The sequence below is a fragment of the Pseudomonas fluorescens genome, assembly GCF_000802965.1.
Classification (GTDB): domain Bacteria; phylum Pseudomonadota; class Gammaproteobacteria; order Pseudomonadales; family Pseudomonadaceae; genus Aquipseudomonas; species Aquipseudomonas fluorescens_A.
Genome location: NZ_JSAK01000010.1, coordinates 143,674 through 165,357, shown reverse-complemented (window position 1 = coordinate 165,357; position 21,684 = coordinate 143,674). Strand labels below are relative to the sequence as shown.

At 60.2% G+C, this 21,684-nt stretch carries 13 protein-coding genes; 7 read left to right on the top strand and 6 right to left on the bottom strand.

The annotated features are described in order from the left end of the window. Positions 1–298: 298 nt before the first annotated feature. Positions 299–2,569, top strand: a complete 2,271-nt coding sequence (gene rlmKL / locus NL64_RS09965) for a bifunctional 23S rRNA (guanine(2069)-N(7))-methyltransferase RlmK/23S rRNA (guanine(2445)-N(2))-methyltransferase RlmL (protein ID WP_034147953.1) — start codon at positions 299–301, stop codon at positions 2,567–2,569. Between the two features lie 142 nt (positions 2,570–2,711). Then, entirely contained in the window at positions 2,712–5,111 is a 2,400-nt protein-coding gene (locus NL64_RS09960) for a sensor domain-containing diguanylate cyclase (protein WP_034147952.1), read from the top strand. Between the two features lie 180 nt (positions 5,112–5,291). On the opposite strand, the gene dacB is transcribed toward NL64_RS09960, so the two are convergent. Beyond that, positions 5,292–6,752, bottom strand: a complete 1,461-nt coding sequence (dacB, locus tag NL64_RS09955) for a D-alanyl-D-alanine carboxypeptidase/D-alanyl-D-alanine endopeptidase (RefSeq protein WP_034147951.1) — start codon at positions 6,750–6,752, stop codon at positions 5,292–5,294. A 233-nt stretch (positions 6,753–6,985) separates the two neighbouring features. On the opposite strand from dacB, the gene NL64_RS09950 reads away from it, so the two are divergent. Further along, on the top strand, positions 6,986–7,330 hold the full coding sequence (locus NL64_RS09950; protein ID WP_007896965.1) for a YggL family protein: 345 nt from the start codon (positions 6,986–6,988) through the stop codon (positions 7,328–7,330). A 136-nt stretch (positions 7,331–7,466) separates the two neighbouring features. Here the strand turns inward: NL64_RS09950 and NL64_RS09945 are convergent, their stop codons facing one another. Continuing rightward, positions 7,467–8,657, bottom strand: a complete 1,191-nt coding sequence (locus NL64_RS09945) for a benzoate/H(+) symporter BenE family transporter (protein WP_034147950.1) — start codon at positions 8,655–8,657, stop codon at positions 7,467–7,469. A gap of 343 nt (positions 8,658–9,000) precedes the next feature. Here NL64_RS09945 and NL64_RS09940 point away from each other — a divergent pair, with 343 nt between their 5' ends. Beyond that, entirely contained in the window at positions 9,001–9,765 is a 765-nt protein-coding gene (locus NL64_RS09940; protein ID WP_034147949.1) for a GntR family transcriptional regulator, read from the top strand. Between the two features lie 108 nt (positions 9,766–9,873). Here the strand turns inward: NL64_RS09940 and guaD are convergent, their stop codons facing one another. From guaD to xdhA, 4 genes are all read right to left on the bottom strand, one after another. After that, entirely contained in the window at positions 9,874–11,178 is a 1,305-nt protein-coding gene (gene guaD, locus NL64_RS09935) for a guanine deaminase (RefSeq protein WP_034148018.1), read from the bottom strand. Positions 11,179–11,186: 8 nt separating this feature from the next. Continuing rightward, on the bottom strand, positions 11,187–12,032 hold the full coding sequence (gene xdhC / locus NL64_RS09930; RefSeq protein ID WP_034147948.1) for a xanthine dehydrogenase accessory protein XdhC: 846 nt from the start codon (positions 12,030–12,032) through the stop codon (positions 11,187–11,189). A gap of 141 nt (positions 12,033–12,173) precedes the next feature. Continuing rightward, positions 12,174–14,573, bottom strand: a complete 2,400-nt coding sequence (gene xdhB, locus NL64_RS09925) for a xanthine dehydrogenase molybdopterin binding subunit (protein ID WP_034147947.1) — start codon at positions 14,571–14,573, stop codon at positions 12,174–12,176. After that, positions 14,566–16,020: a xanthine dehydrogenase small subunit gene (gene xdhA / locus NL64_RS09920; protein WP_034147946.1), complete on the bottom strand. Its 1,455-nt coding sequence runs from the start codon at positions 16,018–16,020 to the stop codon at positions 14,566–14,568. The genes xdhB and xdhA overlap by 8 nt, the downstream gene beginning before the upstream one ends. Positions 16,021–16,286: 266 nt before the next feature. Here xdhA and NL64_RS09915 point away from each other — a divergent pair, with 266 nt between their 5' ends. The 3 genes from NL64_RS09915 (at position 16,287) to zipA (ending at position 21,550) form a co-directional block, all read left to right on the top strand. After that, positions 16,287–16,946, top strand: coding sequence for a GntR family transcriptional regulator (locus tag NL64_RS09915; RefSeq protein ID WP_034147945.1), 660 nt, complete (start codon positions 16,287–16,289; stop codon positions 16,944–16,946). A 2-nt stretch (positions 16,947–16,948) separates the two neighbouring features. Next, positions 16,949–20,437, top strand: coding sequence for a chromosome segregation protein SMC (smc, locus tag NL64_RS09910; RefSeq protein ID WP_034147944.1), 3,489 nt, complete (start codon positions 16,949–16,951; stop codon positions 20,435–20,437). A gap of 258 nt (positions 20,438–20,695) precedes the next feature. After that, positions 20,696–21,550 (top strand): cell division protein ZipA, encoded by an 855-nt coding sequence (gene zipA / locus NL64_RS09905; RefSeq protein WP_034147943.1) that lies wholly within the window; start codon positions 20,696–20,698, stop codon positions 21,548–21,550. Positions 21,551–21,684 lie beyond the last annotated feature (134 nt).

The window sequence follows — 21,684 nt, the reverse complement described above, 5'->3', positions numbered from 1 at the left end:
TCGCGTATTTATTGGTCAAAGCCCTGTATGATCGGCGCCCCGCAGGATGACGGGGTTCATCCTTTGCTGAGAATGTCTCGCGTTGCAGTGCGGCATTATTCGACGAAGGGTCGACTTATGACATTTTGTTGCATCAACTTTTTTATCTGTCCTTGCATCTAAGCTCATTTAACCCGAGCAGCAGGGGTGGAACGGCACACCTTCGTGCCACGCGGGCGCTCTTCGAGAAAAGCGCCTGATTGAAAACCGGGCCGGCAATGCGTTGCCGGTCCACTCAGCTAAAGGCTCTGATACTCCCATGTCCGATCGTTTCGAACTCTTCCTCACTTGCCCAAAAGGCCTTGAAGGCCTGCTCATCGAGGAAGCCGTCGGGCTTGGCCTTGAGGACGCACGTGAGCACACCTCTGCCGTGCGCGGCATGGCTACCATGGAAACCGCTTATCGCCTGTGTCTGTGGTCGCGCCTGGCGAACCGCGTGCTGATGGTGCTCAAGCGCTTCCCGATGAAGGACGCCGAAGACCTCTACCACGGCGTGCTCGATATCGAGTGGCAAGACCACATGCTCAACGACGGCACCCTGGCCGTCGAGTTCAGCGGTCACGGCTCGGGTATCGACAACACCCACTTCGGTGCCTTGAAGGTCAAGGACGCCATCGTCGACAAACTGCGCACCCCGCAGGGCGACCGTCCGTCGATCGACAAACTCAACCCGGACCTGCGTATTCACCTGCGCCTGGACCGTGGCGAAGCGATTCTTTCCCTCGATCTGTCCGGCCACAGCCTGCACCAGCGCGGCTATCGCTTGCAGCAAGGCGCAGCGCCGCTGAAGGAAAACCTCGCGGCCGCGATCCTGATCCGTTCCGGCTGGCCACGCATCGCTGCTGAAGGCGGCGCACTGGCTGACCCGATGTGCGGTGTTGGTACCTTCCTCGTGGAAGCAGCGATGATCGCCGCCGATATGGCGCCGAACCTGCGCCGTGAGCAGTGGGGCTTCACCGCCTGGCTCGGCCACGTGCCGGCGTTGTGGAAAAAACTGCATGAAGAAGCTGTCGAGCGGGCCGCTGCCGGTCTGGCCAAGCCGCCGCTGTGGATTCGCGGTTACGAAGCGGACCCGCGCCTGATTCAACCGGGCCGCAACAACGTCGAACGCGCCGGCCTGAGCGAGTGGATCAAGATCTATCAGGGCGAGGTCGCGACCTTCGAGCCGCGTCCGGACCAGAACCAGAAAGGCCTGGTGATCTGCAACCCACCGTACGGCGAGCGTCTGGGCGACGAGGCGAGCTTGCTCTACCTCTATCAGAACCTCGGCGAACGTCTGCGTCAGGCCTGCCTGAACTGGGAAGCGGCGGTGTTCACCGGCGCGCCGGACCTGGGCAAGCGCATGGGCATTCGCAGCCACAAACAGTATTCGTTCTGGAACGGCGCCTTGCCGTGCAAGCTGCTGCTGATCAAAGTGCTGCCGGATCAATTCGTCACCGGCGAGCGTCGCACGCCTGAACAGCGTCAGGCCGAGCGCGAGCAGGCTGACTACGATCAGGCGCCGAACGAGCCGCAAGAGCGCAAGTACAACAAAAACGGCAACCCGATCAAACCAACGCCAGCACCGGCGCCGGTGGTCGAGCAGCCGCGCCTGAGCGAAGGCGGGCAGATGTTTGCCAATCGCCTGCAAAAAAACCTCAAGGCGCTGGGCAAGTGGGTCAAGCGTGAAGGCATCGATTGCTACCGCGTCTACGATGCCGACATGCCGGAATATTCCATGGCCATCGACCTGTATCACGATTGGGTCCACGTCCAGGAATACGCCGCACCGAAATCCATCGACCCGGAAAAAGCCTCGGCGCGCATGTTCGATGCGCTGGCGGCCATTCCGCAGGCGTTGAACATCGACAAGAGCCGCGTGGTGGTCAAGCGCCGCGAACGTCAGAGCGGCACCAAGCAATACGAGCGTCAAGCGGCGCAGGGCAAGTTCGTCGAGGTCAATGAAGGCGGCGTGAAGCTGCTGGTCAACCTCACCGATTACCTCGACACCGGCCTGTTCCTCGACCACCGGCCAATGCGCATGCGCATTCAGAAAGAGGCTGCTGGCAAGCGTTTCCTCAATCTGTATTGCTACACCGCCACCGCCAGTGTGCATGCGGCCAAGGGCGGCGCGCGCAGCACCACCAGCGTCGACTTGTCGAAAACCTACCTGGACTGGGCGCGTCGCAACCTGTCGTTGAACGGTTTCTCAGACAAGAACCGTCTGGAGCAGAGCGATGTCATGGTTTGGCTCGAAGCCAGTCGTGACGAGTACGACCTGATCTTCATCGACCCGCCGACCTTCTCCAACTCCAAGCGCATGGAAGGCATCTTCGACGTGCAGCGTGACCAGGTGCAGTTGATCGACCTGGCCATGGCACGACTGGCCCCGGGCGGGGTGTTGTACTTCTCCAACAACTTCCGCAAGTTCGAACTGGAGGCCAATCTTTCCGAGCGTTATGCGATCGAAGAGATTACCGCCCAGACCATCGATCCGGATTTTGCCCGTAACGCCAAGATCCACCGCGCCTGGAAAATCACGGCTCGTTGACACCTGAAAAGATTGGATCCACAGAGCCTTGATTTTAAAAGGCTCTTGGATTCTTCCGGGACTGGTCAAATTAGTGGCTAATAGCTATAACTCAACTCAGGGCCAAAGGGCTTTCCCGCACCTGGCGTTTTGAGTTGCGTCTATGTCGTTGCACGCCGTGCGCCCAAAAATCCTGGGGTTTATCAGCGAAGATGTCTCGGCCTGGCTGGTCGCGATGTTGGTTTTGCTCATCGGCGGAATTCTCACCGGATTGCTGGCCTGGTCGACGCTGAACCTTTTCCACCATCAATTGCGGCAACGTTTCCAACTGCTGGCCAGTGAACGTTACAGCCGTATCGCAGAACGTTTCGAAGATCAGGAACAGCGCCTTGATGGCCTGCGCCGGTTCTTTGCCAATTCCGATTCGGTTTCACGCGACGAATTCGACGGCTACACCCAACCTCTATTGCACCGGACCCAGGCCTATTCCTTTGCTGAACGGGTAAGTCATGGCGATCGCGCGGCGTTCGAGCAGCGTGCGCGTGAGGAGGGGCTGAACGGTTTCACCCTGCGTGAACTCAATGCCGACGGCCAACTGCAATTGGCCGCTGAACGGGATGAATACGTGGCGGTGCTGTACAGCCAGACCCAAAGCAAACTTGGCGCACCGCTCGGTTACGACTTGCTGGCGCAGCCGCTGCGACGAACGACCCTGGAACGGGCCGATGAGCTGCGCGGCATGGCGGTGTCACAACCGATGCACCTGGTCAGCATCGAGCCGGCGTATGCGCGGGGGGTGCTGCTTGTCGCGCCGGTCATGCTGCGCGATAGCCCGGAGGACCCGAGCCGTAAACCGTTTGGCTATGTCATGGCGGTGATCAGCATGCGCCAGTTGCTGGCGGATGGTTTGCCGGAGGCGGGCCGTGACTACCTCACGGTACGCATCCTCGACTTATCCACAGGCGACCAGCACGAGGTTCTGTTTGAATCGCCGAACACACCGGCCCTCAGTGACTTGTCCGCAACCCGGTTGTTGCGCCTGGCTGACCATGATTATCAAGTCGATATCCAGCCCAGTGAAGCGTTCCTGCGGGCCAATCATTCATCGGTGACCACGCTGGTGGTGCTCGGTGGTTTGCTCAGTCTGTTGCTCAGTGCCTTGCTCTACGTGCTGGTCAGTCAGCGGCAACGAGCGCTGAAGATGGTCGATCAGCGCACCGAGGAATTGCGCGCCCGCGAACAAGAATTGCGTGGCACCCACGGCCAGTTGCGTGGGGTGCTGAATGCCGCGACCCAAGTGGCGATTATCGCCACGGACCTGCGCGGAGTGATCAGCACCTTCAATGCCGGTGCCGAGCAGATGCTCGGCTACAAGGCTGCCGAGGTGGTGGGCCACATGACGCTGGAGAACCTGCACCTGCCCCGTGAGCTCATGGCTCGCTCGGCGGAACTGAGCGCGCGCTACGGCAAACCGGTTCCAGCGTGCCACGCGATGCTGGTCGAAGGCGGCGAGGAGAATGGTCATGAGGCTCGGGAGTGGACGCTGGTGCGGGGTGATGGCAGCCATTTGACGGTCAACATGCTTGCAACCCCGGTCCTTGACGAGCAAGGCCTGTGGGTCGGGCATCTGGCAATTTGCATCGACATCACCGAACGCAAGCGCGTGCACGAGGCGTTGGCCGCGCGGGACTTGTTGTTGAAGAAACTCAGCGCCCACGTGCCCGGCGGCATCTATCAGTTCAAGATGGAATTCGACGGTCGCTTCAGCGTGATTTACGCCAGTGACGGTATCCGTGAGATCTACGAGCTCGAACCGGACGTGCTTTTACTCGATGCCGAAGCGATCTTCACGCGGATTCATCCCCAGGACACCACCCGCGTCCGAGCTTCGATCCGCGCCTCGGCGGACACCATCAGCCCATGGCGCGAGGAATACCGCGTGCAACTGCCCCAGCGTGGTTTGCGTTGGGTGCGCGGCGAAGCGACCCCGGAGGAATTGCCCGGCGGCGGTGTGCTCTGGCATGGCTACATCTCGGACATTTCCGATATGAAGCGGGTGGAAGAGGAACTGCGGGCGCTATCGATTACCGATGCCCTGACGGGCATCCACAACCGCCGTTATTTCCAGGAGCGTCTGACCGTCGAGATGTCTCGGGTGGAGCGCGGCGGTGGCGAGCTGTCGGTGATCATGCTCGACATCGACCATTTCAAGCGCATCAATGACCAGTACGGCCACGCGGTCGGCGACCGGGTGTTGCAGGCGGTCTGTGAACGAATCGGCCAGCGGTTGCGCCGCACGGATGTGTTTTGCCGTTTGGGCGGCGAAGAGTTCATGGTGCTTTGCCCGGACATCGGCGGCGAACAGGCCCATGGGTTGGCCGTGGAATTGTGGCAAAGCCTGCGCAGCGCACCGATTGATGAAGTCGGGGTGGTGACGGCGAGTTTCGGGATTGCCAGTTGGCGCGTCGACGAGGGCGTGGATGCATTGCTGCTGCGGGCAGATTCGGGGGTTTACGCGGCGAAGCAGGGCGGCAGGGATCGGGTTCAGGGTGAAGCGATTTGATCCGGCCCACACACGAAATCCGTAGGAGCCGGCTTGCTGGCGATGGCGGCACATCATTCAACATTGATGGTGCCTGACACACCGTCATCGCCAGCAAGCCGGCTCCTACAGAGGACGCATCGTGTACGCCTGTAGGAGCTGTCGAGTGCAACGAGACTGCGATCTTTTGATTTTCTGGCGTTAAAGAACCGAAGCCGTCTGCGGCAGTTTCGGCTGGCGATACAGATCCAGCAGCACCTGATCCAGCACCGACGACGCGCCAAACGGTGCCTTGTCGTTGAGGATCGCCACCACCGCCCAGGTGTTGCCATTGATATCGCGGCTGAACCCGGCAATCGCGCGCACGGTGTTCAGGGTGCCGGTCTTGACGTGGGCTTCACCGCGCATGGCTGTGGTCTTCAGGCGTTTGCGCATGGTGCCGTCGGTGCCGGCAATCGGCATCGAGCTGATGTACTCGGCGGCGTAAGGGCTGCGCCACGCGGCTTGCAGCATCGAAGCCATCTCCCGGGCGCTGACGCGTTCGGCACGGGACAGGCCGGAGCCGTTCTCCATCACCAGGTGCGGCGCGGTGATGCCTTTCTTCGCCAGCCACTGACGCACTACGCGCTGGGCGGCCTTGGCGTCGTCGCCGTCGGCATCGGTGCGGTATTTCTGGCCCAGGCTCAGGAACAACTGCTGGGCCATGGTGTTGTTACTGTATTTGTTGATGTCGCGGATGATTTCCGCAAGGTCCGGCGAGAATGCCCGCGCCAGCACCTTGGCGTCTTTAGGCGTTGGCGCCAGGACGTCCTTGCCCTGGATGCTGCCACCCAGTTCCTTCCAGATCGCGCGCACGGCGCCAGCGGTGTAGGTCGCGTGGTCGAGCAGCGACAGGTAAGTCTGCGAGCTGCAACCTTCACCCAACTGACCGCCGACCGTGACGGTCACGCTGCCATCGGCCTGCGGCACCGGGTTGTAGCGCACGCCGCCGGTGCATTGCTTGGAATTGAGCGCCTTGACCTGATTGTCGATGCGAATGCTGGCGATCGGCGGCTCTACCGAGACCAGGACTTTGCCCGAGTCATTGCGCGCCACGAAGCGCAGGGCCTTGAGGTTGACCAGCAGGGCATCGGGTTTGACCAGGAACGGTTTGTTCTCGTCGTTGCCGTCGTCGTTGAATTCCGGCAGCTGTGGTTGCACGAAGAAGTTTTTATCCAGCACCAGGTCGCCGGTGACCTGGGTCACGCCGTTGGCGCGCAGGTCGCGCATCAACAGCCAGAGTTTTTCCATGTTCAGCTTCGGATCGCCGCCGCCCTTGAGGTAAAGGTTACCGTTGAGGATGCCGCCGCTGAGGGTGCCGTCGGTGTAGAACTCGGTTTTCCACTGGTGGTTCGGGCCGAGCATTTCCAGGGCCGCGTAGGTGGTGACCAGTTTCATGGTCGACGCCGGGTTGACCGACACGTCGGCGTTGAAAATGGTCGGGGTGCCGGGGCCGTTCAGCGGGATCATCACCAGCGACAGGGCGTTGTCCTGCAACTTGCTGGCCTTGAGGGCTTTTTCAACGTTGGGCGATAAAGCGGTGTTGATCGGTTCAGCGGAAACGGGGAGGGCCAGGGGAAGAAGAAGGCCGGCCAGCAGCAATGGACGCAACGATTTGATCATCTGAAATAAAACCCTACAGCCGAGGGGAAAAAAACGAGGGCATGAAGATAAATTCCCTCAGTGGTCATGAAAGTGTCGGCATTATGCCCCAAGGTGTCGCGGCTTGTGCCTTGCCTTGGCCCACTAATCCGCTATTTTTTTACCGACGGTAGGCGTGGCGCCGTTCAGAGACGGGCAATCGGCGGCTTAAACTGCTAAAGTGCCGCCCGTTATTACTTATGAGGATTGTTCCAATGGCGACTAACCGTTCCCAGCGTCTGCGCAAAAAACTGTGCGTCGATGAATTTCAAGAGCTGGGTTTCGAGCTGAACCTGGATTTCAAAGAAGATTTGGCTGATGAAGCCATTGATGCTTTCCTCGACGCGTTCCTCAAAGAAGCCATGGAAGCCAACGGTCTGGGCTATGTTGGCGGCGACGACTTCGGTCTGGTTTGCCTGCAGAAGCGTGGCTCGGTGTCCGAAGAGCAGCGTGCAGCGGTTGAAGCCTGGCTCAAAGGCCGCAGCGAACTGACCGAAGCGACTGTCAGCCCGCTGATCGACGTCTGGTACCCGGAAAAGCCGATCAATCCGGTAGCTTGATGTCATGAAAAACGGCGACCTACGGGTCGCCGTTTTTTTTGAGGATCAAAAGATCGTCCGAACGCGGCCCGAGCCTTCGGCAGCTCCTACAGGGCCTGCGTGAACCTCGTAGGAGCCGGCTTGCTGGCGATGCTTTTCAGACCTTACGCCAATTTAAAATCACCAGCGTCAAAACCCCCGCCACAATCCCCCAGAACGCCGAACCAATGGAAAACAGCGTCAGCCCCGACGCCGTGACCATGAAGGTGATCAGCGCCGCTTCCCGTTCCTTCGCTTCGCTCATGGCAATGCTCAAGCCATTGATGATCGAGCCGAACAACGCCAGCGCGGCAATCGACAGCACCAACTCTTTAGGCAACGCCGCAAACAATGCCGCCAACGTCGCGCCGAACACCCCGGCGATCCCGTAGAAAATCCCGCACCAGACAGCCGCCGTGTAGCGCTTGTTGCGATCCTCGTGGGCATGCGGCCCGGTGCAGATGGCTGCGCTGATGGCCGCCAGATTGATCCCGTGGGAGCCAAACGGCGCCAGCAGCAGCGAGGCGATTCCGGTGGTGGTGATCAGCGGGGAGGCCGGTACGTTGTAACCGTCGGCGCGCAGCACGGCGATACCGGGCATGTTTTGCGAGGTCATCGCCACCACGAACAGCGGAATGCCGATGCTGATGGTCGCCGCCAGGGAGAAGTGCGGGGTGGTCCAGACGGGCGTTGCCACTTCCAGATGAAAACCGCTGAAGTCCAGCAGGCCCATGAATCCGGACAGCGCCGTGCCAATCAATAACGCGCCTAGCACCGCATAGCGGGGGGAGAGGCGTTTGACTACCAGATAGGTGAAGAACATGCCCAGCACCAGCGCGGTGCGGTGCTGGGCGGCAACGAAGATCTCGCTGCCGATCTTGAACAGAATCCCCGCCAGCAATGCGGCTGCCAACGATGCCGGTATCTTTTTCACCAGGCGTTCGAAGCTGCCGGTCAGCCCGCAAATGGTCACCAGCACCGCGCAAGTAATATATGCACCAATGGCTTCGCCATAACTCACCCCACCGAGGCTGGTGATCAGCAGCGCGGCACCGGGGGTCGACCAGGCAATGGTGATCGGCGTGCGATAGCGCAGCGACAGGCCAATGGAACACACCGCCATGCCGATGGAAATCGCCCAGATCCACGACGAAATCTGCCCGCTGGTCAGCCCCGCTGCTTGCCCGGCCTGGAACATCAGCACCAGGGAACTGGTGTAGCCGGTCATCATCGCGATGAAGCCGGCGACGATGGCCGAGGGCGAAGTGTCGGCCAAGGGGCGCAACTGGGTGTGCGTGGCGTCGTTCATGACGGGGCGTTCCTTATACGGGTGAAGATGTTCGCAACGCCGCAACCCTCTGTAGGAGCCGGCTTGCTGGCGAAAGCGTCCTTAAGTCTGCGCAAGCCTCAAGGCCGAATCGCCAGCAAGCCGGCTCCTACGGGTTTCAAGCGCGGCGGATTCTGCGATCAAGCCTAAACTCAAACGTAATGGATCGTTGCGATACAGCGGAAGTGACAAACAGCCGTACAGTCGTGTTGCCACTAAGCATTGTGTACAATCGCCATGTTTTTTACGCGATACTTGCCAGCGACCCACTGTGCCGTATTACAGTCACGGTCAATTCGCCGCAGTTCTCCCGACTCGAGTGCCCATGAACGAACAGTTGCAGCCCCTCAAGAAACAACCGCGAGCAGGCAAAGCCGGCCGCAGCGGTACTCAGGACGATATTGTCTACGCGCATATCTTCGAGGCGATCCTCGAACAGCGTCTGGCGCCCGGCACCAAGTTGAGCGAAGAAGCGCTGGGGGAAATTTTCGGGGTCAGCCGCACCATCATTCGCCGCGCGCTGTCGCGCCTGGCCCATGAAAGCGTGGTTCTGCTGCGTCCGAACCGTGGTGCAGTCGTGGCCAGCCCGAGCGTCGAAGAGGCGCGCCAGGTGTTCATGGCCCGGCGTCTGGTAGAACGCGCAATCACTGAATTGGCGGTTCAGCACGCCACCGCCGAGCAAATCGCCGAATTGCGGCAGATGGTCAACGACGAACGCGACAGCTTTTCCCGTGGCGATCGCGGTGCGGGTATCCGTCTGTCGGGTGAATTCCACCTGAAACTAGCCGAAGCGGCGAAAAACGCGCCGTTGATCAGCTTCCAGCGCAGCCTGGTGTCGCAGACTTCGCTGATCATCGCCCAGTACGAAAGCGGCAACCGTTCCCATTGCTCGTACGACGAGCATACCCAGTTGATCGACGCCATTGAAAAGCGCGACGCTGAACTGGCGGTGAACCTGATGATGCACCACATGGATCACATCGACAGCAAACTCAACCTCGACGAAGAAAGTGCGTCGGATGATCTGCATGCGGTGTTTTCGCATTTGTTGCAGACCAAGAAGCCAGGGCGGTCGGCCGCGAAACTCTGACAGACCGAGGTGTGTTTATCGCTGGCTTGCCAGCGATGGCGGACTGACAGGCAATAAAAATCCCCCAGGCTGAAAAGCGATGGGGGATTTTTTATGCCCGGAAAAAACTCAGCGCTGATGCACCAGATTTCCCGCCGCATAGGTCTGCTGCACAGTCCGGTCATCCCCCAGCGTCATCAACACAAACAACGTCTCGGCAATGTTATTCGCCTGCTTCAAGCGATAACCCAGCAACGGCGTGGCGTTGTAGTCCAGCACCAGGAAGTCCGCATCGCTGCCCGGTTGCAGGTTGCCGATCTTGTCTTCCAGACGAAGCGCACGAGCGCCGCCGAGGGTTGCCAGGTACAGCGACTTGAACGGGCTCAGGCGCGCACCTTGCAGCTGCATGACCTTGTACGCTTCGTTCAACGTTTGCAGCAGCGAGAAACTGGTGCCGCCACCGACGTCCGTGCCGATACCGACGTTCAGCTTGTGCTTCTCGGCCATCGGCAGGTTGAACAGGCCGCTGCCGAGGAAGAAGTTCGACGTCGGGCAAAAGGCGATCGCCGAGCCGGTTTCCGCTAGGCGCGCGCACTCGTCATCGCACAGGTGCACGCCGTGGGCAAACACCGAGCGCTCGCCGAGCAACTGGTAGTGATCGTAGACGTCCAGGTAGCCCTTGCGCTCCGGGAACAGCTCCTTGACCCACTCGATTTCCTTGAGGTTTTCGCTGATGTGGGTCTGCATGTACAGGTCAGGGAATTCGCTGAGCAACTGGCCGGCGAGGGTCAACTGTTCCGGGGTGCTGGTTGGTGCGAAGCGCGGGGTGACGGCGTAGTGCAGGCGACCCTTGCCGTGCCAGCGTTCGATCAATGCCTTGCTTTCGACGTAGCTTGATTCCGCGGTGTCGGTCAGGTAGTCGGGGGCGTTACGGTCCATCATCACCTTGCCGGCGATCATCCGCAGGTCGAGCTGTTCAGCGGCTTCGAAGAACGAGTTCACCGATTGCGGATGCACGCTGCCGAATACCAGCGCGGTGGTGGTGCCGTTGCGCAGCAGTTCCTTGATGAAAATGTCCGCGACTTCATCGGCGTGGGCCTTGTCGGCGAATTGGCTTTCGCACGGGAAGGTGTAGGTGTTGAGCCAATCCAGCAGTTGTTCGCCGTACGCACCGACCATGCCGGTTTGCGGCAGGTGGATGTGGGTGTCGATGAAACCAGGAGTGATCAGCGCATCCTGGTAATGGGTGATTTCGATGTCGGCCGGCAGGGTTGGCAGCAATTCAGAGGCGTGACCGAGGGCGCTGATCTTGCCGTTATCGATCACCAGCAGGCCGTCCTCGAAATACTCGAAGGAGGCTTCGATCCCGACTTCGGCGGGGTCGGCGATGCTGTGCAGAATGGCGGCGCGGTAGGCTTTGCGAGTCAAAGGCATGGTCATTCTCAATTAGAGGCTTGGCTGCGGCGTGAAGCAGGCAGCAGTTTGGCAATCGATGATCCGGCGCTGACAGTCTGCTGGCCGAAATTCGCGTTATAGGTGGCGATGATCTCGCCGGCGATGGAGATGGCGATTTCCACAGGCAACTTGCCTTTGACTTCGCCGATGCCCATCGGGCAGCGCATGCGCTGCACCACGCTGCTGTCGAAACCGCGATCACGCAGGCGATGTTCGAACTTCACCCGTTTGGTCTTCGAACCGATCAGGCCGAAGTAGGCGAAGTCGTTGCGTTTGAGGAGCGCGGCAGTGAGTTCGAGGTCGAGCTGGTGGTTGTGGGTCATGACGATGCAGTAGCTGCCGGCGGGCAGGTCGTCGATTTCATCGACCGGTTCTCCGCTGACGATCTTGCGCACGCCGTGGGGGATCTGCTCAGGGAATTCGTCATCCCGCGAGTCGATCCAGCGCACCCGGCACGGCAGGCTGGCGAGCAGCGGTACCAGTGCGCGGCCGACGTGACCGGCGCCGAACACGGCGATTTGCGCTTGCACCTGGCCCATCGGTTCGAACAGCAAAACGGTCGCGCCGCCGCAGCACTGGCCCAGGCTGGCGCCGAGGCTGAAGCGTTCCAGATGCGTATCCTGCTTGCCGCTGGCGAGCATGTCGCGGGCGATCTGCATGGCTTTGTATTCCAGGTGCCCGCCACCGATGGTGTCGAAGGCCTGGCGGGCGCTGATGACCATCTTCGAACCGGCATTGCGCGGCGTCGAGCCGAGCTCTTCGATGATGGTCACCAACACGCAGGGTTCACCCCGGTTCTGCAGGTCGGCGAGGGCGTCGATCCAGTTGTACATGTTTCACCTCAACATCTCTGTTGTCAGTTCGGGCCTCATCGCTGGCAAGCCAGCTCCCACAGTGCTTTGTGGTGCCCACAGAATTTGGATTCACACAAATCCTGTGGGAGCTGGCTTGCCAGCGATGGCCGCACCTCGGTCCTAGAGCGGAGCCAACTCGGTTTCAGCCTCGACAGCCTTCGCCACCGTCAACTGGCGCATCTGCTCACAACCCCACAACACCCGCTCCGGGGTCGCCGGTGCGTCGATTTTCGGTTGATGCTTGTAGTCGCCCAAACTCGCCACGGCATCCTTGATCGCACACCACGCAGCAATGCCAAGCATGAACGGCGGCTCGCCCACAGCCTTGGAGTGGAACACCGTGTCTTCCGGATTCTTGCGGTTTTCCACCAGCTTCACCCGCAGGTCCAGGGGCATGTCCGCCACGGCCGGGATCTTGTAGCTGGCCGGGCCATTGGTCATCAACTTGCCTTTGTTGTTCCACACCAGTTCTTCCATGGTCAGCCAACCCATGCCCTGGATGAAACCGCCCTCGACCTGACCGATGTCGATGGCTGGGTTTAGCGAAGCGCCGACGTCATGGAGGATGTCGGTGCGCAGCATTTTGTATTCGCCCGTCAGGGTGTCGACCAGCACTTCGCAGCACGCCGCGCCAAAGGCGAAGTAGTAGAACGGACGGCCGCGAGCCTGACTGCGGTCGTAGTAGATTTTCGGGGTCTTGTAGAACCCGGTGCTCGATAGCGAAACCTGGGCGAAGTACGCCTGCTGGATCAGCGCTTCGAAGGTCAGGATGTGATCGCGAACCCGCACGTGGCCGTTGTGGAATTCCACGTCTTCTTCGCTGACCTTGTATTGCCGCGCGGCGAATTCCACCAGCCGTTGCTTGATGATTTCGGCAGCGTTCTGCGCGGCTTTGCCGTTGAGGTCGGCACCACTGGAAGCAGCGGTTGGCGAGGTGTTCGGCACCTTGTCGGTGTTGGTCGCGGTGATCTGTACGCGGTCCATTTCCACCTGGAACACTTCGGCCACGACCTGCGCGACTTTGGTGTTCAGGCCCTGGCCCATTTCGGTGCCGCCGTGGTTCAGGTGGATGCTGCCGTCGGTGTAGACATGCACCAGCGCACCGGCCTGGTTGAGGAAGCTGGCGGTGAAGGAAATACCGAATTTCACCGGGGTCAGCGCCAGGCCTTTTTTCAGGATCGGGCTGTTGGCGTTGTAGCGGCGGATCGCTTCGCGACGTTCGGCGTACTGGCTGCTTTCTTCCAGTTCGGCGGTCATTTCCTCGAGCATGTTGTGCTCGACGGTCTGGTAGTAATGGGTGACGTTGCGTTCGGTCTTGCCGTAATAGTTGGCCTTGCGCACCGCCAGCGGATCGAGGGCCAGATGGCGGGCGATGGCGTCCATTACTTCTTCGATGGCGACCATGCCTTGCGGGCCGCCGAAACCACGGTAAGCAGTGTTCGACGCGGTGTTGGTCTTGCAGCGGTGACCGTTGATGGTCGCGTCGCCCAGGTAGTACGAGTTGTCCGAGTGGAACATCGCGCGGTCGACAATCGACGCCGACAAGTCCGGCGAGCAACCGCAGTTGCCGGCCAGTTCCAAAGCAATCCCGTGCAGGCGACCGGTGCTGTCGAAGCCGACGTCATACTCGACATAGAACGGGTGACGCTTGCCGGTCATCAACATGTCTTCGACGCGCGGCAGACGCATCTTGGTCGGCTGGCCGGTCAGGTGCGCGATCACCGCGCACAAACATGCCGGGCTCGCGGCTTGAGTTTCCTTGCCGCCGAAACCACCGCCCATGCGACGCATGTCGACGACGATCTTGTTCATCGACACGTCCAGCACTTCCGCCACCAGTTTCTGCACTTCGGTGGGGTTTTGCGTGGAGCAGTAGACGATCATGCCGCCGTCTTCGGTGGGCATCACCGACGAGATCTGGGTTTCCAGATAGAAGTGTTCCTGACCGCCGATGTGCAGCGTGCCCTGGATGCGATGTTCAGCAGTGGCCAGGGCAGTCGCCGAATCGCCGCGCTGATGGGTGTGGCTATCGAGCACGAAATGGCGTTTGCGCAGGGCTTCGACCACGTCCAGCACTGGCTCCAGATCTTCGTATTCGATGATCGCGGCCATCGCTGCTTTGCGCGCGGTTTCCAGGTCTTTCGCGGCGACGGCGATCACCGGTTGGCCGACGAATTCCACGGTGTCGATCGCCAGCAACGGATCGCCCGGCAGCAACGGGCCGATGTCTTTCAGGCCCGGTACGTCTTCGTGGGTAATGGCGATGCGTACGCCTTCGAAGGCATAGCAGGGCTGGGTGTCGATGCTGATGATTTTCGCGTGGGCGCGGTCAGACAGGCGTGCATAGACGTGCAGCTGATTCGGAAATTCCAGGCGATCGTCGATGTACTGCGCTTCACCGGACACATGCTTGGCGGCGCTGTCGTGCTTGACGCTGCGGCCGACACCGGTGGTCAGGTCCTTGGCGAACAGTTCCGCCAATTCGGCCTGGGTGTTCTCTACGGCGTGATGATTAGACATAAGCGGTCACCCGGGTCTCGATGTGCGGTGTTTGCAGTTCGATGAAGTATTTGCGCAGCAGGTTCTGCGCGCTGAGCAGGCGATATTCCTTGCTGGCGCGGAAGTCCGAGAGCGGCGTGAAATCTTCGGCCAGTGCGGCGCAGGCGCGTTCAAGCGTGGCGCTGTTGAACGGTGCATTGCGCAATACGGTTTCGCAGGCGTTGGCACGTTTCGGAATGGCCGCCATACCGCCGAAGGCAACGCGGGCGTCGGCGATCACACCGTTTTCCAGGCGGATGTTGAAGGCGGCGCAGACAGCAGAGATGTCATCGTCCAGACGCTTGGAAACCTTGTAGGCGCGGAACAGCTGTTCGGCGCTGGCGCGGGGCACGATGATCTTCTCGATGAACTCGCTTTCCTGACGTGCGGTGACGCGGTAATCGATGAAGTAATCTTCCAGCGCCATCGTCCGGCGGGTTTCGCCCTTGCACAGGACGATCTGCGCGCCCAAGGCAATCAGCAGCGGTGGCGAGTCACCGATCGGCGAAGCGTTGCCGATGTTGCCGCCCAGGGTGCCCTGGTTGCGGATTTGCAAGGAAGCGAAGCGCTGCAGCAATTCGCCGAAGTCCGGGTACTCGGCCTTCAGCGCTTCGTAGCAATCGGAGAGGGCGGTGGCGGCACCGATTTCCAGGCGGTCGTCGAAGCGTTCGATACGTTTCATTTCGGCGACGTTGCCGACGTAGATCATCACCGGCAGGGTGCGGTGGAACTGCGTGACTTCCAGCGCCAGGTCGGTGCCACCGGCGAGCAGGCGGGCTTGTGGGTAAGCGTCGTAGAGATCGGCCAGGTCGGCCACCGTCAGCGGCACTAGGCAGCGTTTGTCGCCACTGTTGAGTTCGCCGATGTCGGTGGGTGCGATGGCTTTCAGGCGGGCGATGGTCTCGGCTTCTCGGGCGTCGAATTGATCGGGTTGCTTGCCGCAGCAAGATTGCTGGGCCGCTTCCAGGATCGGCCGATAGCCAGTGCAACGGCAGAGGTTACCGGCGAGCGCTTCGTGGGCTTTATGGGAATCGGGCTCGTCACTGTTCTTTTGCAGCGCGAACAGCGACATCACGAAACCGGGGGTGCAAAAGCCGCATTGCGAACCGTGGCACTCGACCATGGCTTTCTGCACGCTGTGCAGCTCACCTTTGTGCTTGAGGTCTTCAACGCTGATGAGCTGTTTGCCGTGCAAGGACGAAACGAACGTCAGGCACGAGTTGAGGCTGCGATAGCGAATGTGTTCGCGGCCATCCTCATCGGTCTGCAATTCGCCGACCACCACGGTGCACGCGCCGCAGTCACCGCTGGCGCAGCCTTCTTTGGTACCGGGTTTGCCCACATGGTCGCGCAAATAGTTGAGCACGGTCAGGTTCGGGTCCAGGGCGTGCTCGCTACGGAGTTCCTGGTTTAGTAAAAACTGGATCACGGAAGGCCTCGCAGACTCATTATTGTTGTTAACCGATATGAACCGAATTTAGCAGGTCTGACTTTTCGGTCAATGATTTTCTGACTTAAAGGTCAGGAAAGCCCATTTTGTCGATTAACCACTGGTTTCTTCAGTATTGACCCTCGTGGGCTAGCCTGCTTTTTGCTTGAATCGTGCCAAAAACCACCCGGCGGGCACTCCGCCATGACGTATCAATTGCGCTACACTGCGCCGCTTGTGCAAATCGAAGAGTTTGAAGGACAACCATGACGTTCAAGGCGCCGGACAGCCTCGCCGAGCAAATCGCTCACCACCTCGCCGAACGCATCATTCGCGGCGAAATGAAGCCCGGGGAGCGCATCCAGGAACAGAAGGTCACGCTGGCCCTCAATGTCAGTCGCGGCTCGGTCCGCGAGGCCTTGCTCATTCTTGAACGTCGCCACTTGATCGCGATCCTGCCGCGACGTGGCGCCCACGTGACCGAGCTCACCGCGCACAAGGTGCAGAGCCTGTGCACGCTGATGAGCGAGATGTACATCCTGCTCGCCAATGCCGTGGCCAATGGCTGGAAAGTCCAGGCCGACCTGGCGCCATTCGTGCAGATTCAGCAGCGCCTGACAGCCAGTTTCGAGCGCCAGGACATTCATACCTTCGTCGACGACAGCTTCAATGTGATGCGCGCCACGTATCCGTTCGCCAACAACCCGTACTTGCAGGAAACCGTCGAAAATCTGCAGCCGGCCATGAGCCGCGCGTATTTCCTTGCCCTGGATCAGCGCAAGGCCTCGATGAGCGAGTATCTGGAACTGTTCGAGCGCTTGCTCGCCGCCGTGATTGCCCGTGACTTTGCACAGATCCGCGAAGTGCTGACCGCTTACGGCCAGCGCAGCTGCGATCTGGTGATCTCCGCCCTGACGGACGCCTGATCTTGCGGCTTAAGTGCATCAAGCTGGCGGGGTTCAAGTCCTTCGTCGATCCGACCACGGTGAACTTCCCCAGTAACATGGCGGCGGTGGTCGGGCCCAATGGTTGCGGCAAGTCGAACATCATCGACGCCGTGCGTTGGGTAATGGGCGAAAGCTCCGCCAAGAACCTGCGTGGCGAGTCGATGACCGACGTCATCTTCAACGGCTCGACCAGCCGCAAACCGGTGAGCCAGGCGAGCATCGAACTGGTGTTCGATAACTCCGACGGCACACTGCTCGGCGAATATGCCGCCTACGCGGAAATCTCCATTCGCCGCAAAGTGACCCGCGACAGCCAGACCACTTACTACCTCAACGGCACCAAATGCCGTCGTCGCGACATCACCGATATCTTCCTCGGCACCGGCCTCGGCCCGCGCAGCTACTCGATCATCGAGCAGGGCATGATCTCCAAGCTGATCGAGTCCAAGCCTGAGGATCTGCGCAATTTCATCGAAGAAGCGGCGGGGATTTCCAAGTACAAGGAGCGCCGGCGCGAGACCGAAAACCGTATTCGCCGCACCCACGAAAACCTCGCCCGCCTGACTGACCTGCGTGAAGAGCTGGAACGCCAGCTCGAACGCTTGCACCGCCAGGCCGAGGCCGCGAAGAAGTATCAGGAATACAAAGGCGAAGAACGTCAGCTCAAGGCGCAACTTTCGGCACTGCGCTGGCAGGATCTGAACGAACAGGTCGGCCAGCGCGAAGCGATCATCGGCACCCAGGAAATCAGTTTCGAAGCGCTGGTCGCCGAGCAGCGTAACGCCGATGCGAGCATCGAACGCTTGCGTGACGGGCACCACGACCTCTCCGAACGCTTCAATCTGGTGCAAGGGCGCTTCTATTCGGTCGGCGGCGACATCGCTCGGGTCGAGCAGAGCATCCAGCACGGCCAGCAGCGTTTGCGTCAGTTGCAGGACGACCTGAAAGAAGCCGAGCGTGCGCGCCTGGAAACCGAATCGCACCTGGGCCATGACCGCACGCTATTGCTGACCCTCGGCGAAGAGCTGGACATGCTCACGCCAGAGCAGGAAGTCACCAGCGCCGCCGCCGAAGAAGCCGCCGCCGCGCTGGAAGGATCCGAAACCACCATGCACGGCTGGCAGGAGCAGTGGGACACCTTCAACCTGACCGCCGCCGAACCGCGGCGTCAGGCTGAAGTCCAGCAATCGCGTATCCAGCAACTGGAAACCAGCCTGGAGCGTCTGGCCGATCGGCAGAAGCGTCTCGGCGAAGAGCGCGCCTTGCTTTCGGCGGACCCGGAAGACGCAGCGATCATGGAGCTCAGCGAGCAACTCGCTGAATCCGAGGCAACCCTCGAGGATTTGCAGACCAGCGAACAAGCTCAGGTCGAAAAACTCGAGCAACTGCGCCAGCAACTGCAACACGCGCTGTCGGCGCAACAGCAGGCTCAGGGTGATTTGCAGCGTCTCAATGGTCGCCTGGCTTCGCTGGAAGCCCTGCAACAAGCTGCGCTCGATCCGGGCACTGGCACCGCCGAATGGCTGCGCGACCAGCATCTGGCGGATCGCCCGCGTCTGGCTGAAGGCCTGAAGGTTGAAGCCGGTTGGGAGCTGGCGGTGGAAACCGTGCTTGGCGCCGACCTGCAAGCGGTGCTGGTGGATGATTTCAACGATTTCGATTTGTCCGGGTTTACCCAAGGCGATCTGCGCTTGCTCAGCCCGGCTACCGATGGCGTACGTGTGCCCGGCAGCTTGCTGGACAAAGTCGAGGCGCAGATCGATCTGTCCCCATGGCTGGGGCAAGTCAAACCGGTCGACAGCCTCGAACAGGCCTTGGCTTTGCGCGGTCAATTGACTGTCGGCCAGAGCCTGATCAGTCGCGACGGCTATTGGGTCGGCCGGCACTTCCTGCGCGTGCGTCGCGCCAGCGAAGCGGAAAGCGGCATGCTCGCCCGTGGTCAGGAAATCCAGAAACTGGGCCTTGAGCGTGAAGAGCGCGAAGCGACTGTCGAAACCCTGGAAACCGAATTGCAAAACCTGCGGGCGCAACAGCGTCAGCAGGAAAACGGCCGCGAACATTTGCGTCGTTTGCTGCAAGACGAAGCGCGCCAACAAGGTGAATTGAAAGCTCAACTTTCGGCCGGCAAAGCCAAAGCCGAGCAGTTGACCTTGCGCCGCACGCGTCTTGATGAAGAGATTGAAGAACTGGGCGAGCAACGCGCGCTGGAGCACGAAAACATCGGCGAGGCGCGCCTGCAATTGCAGGAAGCCCTCGACAGCATGGCGCTGGACACCGAGCAGCGCGAGCTGCTGCTGGCCCAGCGTGACAGCTTGCGCGAGCGCTTGGACCGGGTGCGGCAGGAGGCCCGGCAACACAAGGATCACGCGCATCAATTGGCGGTGCGACTGGGTTCGCTCAAGGCTCAGCACGATTCGACGCGACAGGCGCTGGAACGTCTGGAAATGCAGTCCGAACGCCTGACCGAAAAGCGCGAGCAGTTGAGCCTTAATCTGGAGGAGGGCGAGGCACCGCTGGAAGAGCTGCGCCTGAAACTTGAAGAGTTGCTCGACAAGCGCATGACCGTCGACGAAGAACTCAAGACCGCGCAGATCGCCCTCGAAGACGCCGACCGCGAACTGCGCGAGGCCGAGAAACGTCGCACCCAGGCCGAACAGCAATCCCAGTTGATCCGCAGCCAACTCGAACAGCAACGCATGGAATGGCAAGCCCTGACCGTGCGGCGCAAGGCGTTGCAGGATCAGTTGCTCGAGGACGGTTACGACCTGCACGGCGTGCTCGCCACGCTGACCGCCGAGGCCAGCGAGAAGGCTGCTGAGGAAGAACTTGAACGCATTGCCGCGCGGATTCAGCGCCTCGGTGCGATCAACCTCGCGGCCATCGACGAATACCAGCAACAATCCGAGCGTAAACGTTATCTGGATGCGCAGAACGACGATCTGGTGGAAGCACTCGACACGCTGGAGAACGTGATTCGCAAGATCGACAAGGAAACCCGCAACCGTTTCAAAGATACCTTTGATCAGATCAATGGCGGTTTACAGGCGCTTTTCCCAAAAGTTTTCGGTGGAGGACGCGCGTATTTGGAACTGACGGGCGAAGATCTACTCGATACAGGGGTGACAATCATGGCGCAGCCGCCCGGCAAGAAGAACAGCACCATCCATTTGCTCTCCGGTGGCGAAAAAGCCCTGACTGCGTTGGCTCTGGTTTTTGCGATCTTCAAGCTGAATCCGGCACCGTTCTGCATGCTCGATGAGGTTGACGCACCACTGGATGACGCTAACGTTGGACGCTACGCGAGGCTGGTCAAGGAGATGTCGCAGTCGGTGCAGTTCATCTATATCACCCACAACAAGATCGCCATGGAAATGGCCGATCAACTGATGGGGGTGACGATGCACGAACCGGGATGTTCGCGTCTGGTGGCGGTGGATGTCGAGGAGGCGATGGCGATGGTGGATGCCTGAGTCGGCGCTTGTAAGGCGGGTATTTTTTAGTTGTAAGACTTTTTAACCTGCCCTGACTTGCTGGCAAATCGACATAATCGCTCAAGCCTTTGTGACAGACGGTGTAAAGTTGCCTTTGGTCGTGCTAGTTTAATGTCAATTTTTCGTATACGTGGGCAAAACGCCTGTCAGAACATAGAGTTGGCGCCACGTTTTAAAGCGGTTTACAGGTTGTAAACCCCTTATTTTTCAGCATTTTTTATAGAGGCACGGGATTACATGGAAATCGGTCTGCGCGAGTGGCTGATCGTCATCGGCATTATTGTCATTGCCGGTATTCTTTTCGATGGCTGGCGCCGTATGCGCGGCGGCAAGGGAAAACTGAAGTTCCGTCTTGATAGAAATCTGTCCAACCTGCCGGACGAGGACACCAGCGCCGAGCTGTTGGGCCCGCCCCGCGTGCTGGATAACCACAAGGAACCGCAACTGGACGAGCATGATCTGCCGTCTGTGAGCATGCCGGCCCGTGAAGCCCGTGAGTCGGGTTCCAAGCGCGGCAAGCGTGGTCATGGCGAACCTTCGCAGGGCGACATGAACCTCAGCCTGGACCTGGATGGCGGCCCGAGCTTCAGCAGCCGTGATGAGGATTTCCCGGAAGACACCAAGGCTTCGCCGTCGGTTAGCGACAAAGAGCAGCCACAAGCGGAAGAAGTGCTGGTCATCAGCGTGATCTGTCGTGACGCCGCCGGCTTCAAGGGCCCGGCGCTGTTGCAGAACATTCTGGAAAGCGGTCTGCGTTTTGGCGAAATGGACATCTTCCACCGTCACGAAAGCATGGCGGGTAACGGCGAAGTGCTGTTCTCGATGGCTAACGCGGTCAAGCCTGGCGTTTTCGACCTGGACGACATCGACCACTTCAGTACCCCGGCGGTGAGCTTCTTCCTCGGTCTGCCGGGTCCGCGTCATCCGAAGCAAGCGTTCGACGTGATGGTCGCTGCGGCGCGCAAGCTGTCACAGGAACTGAACGGCGAACTGAAGGACGACCAGCGCAGCGTGCTGACCGCGCAAACGATCGAGCATTACCGTCAGCGCATCGTCGAGTTCGAACGCCGCGCGTTGACCCAGAAGCGCTAAAGTCGCTTTTGTGGCGAGGGAGCTTGCTCCCACTGGGTCGCGAAGCGGCCCCAAGGCCATCCGCCTCGTTGTGCCAGGTACAACGAGGTTGCAGGATTTACGACGGCTACGCCGCCGAGCGGGAGCAAGCTCCC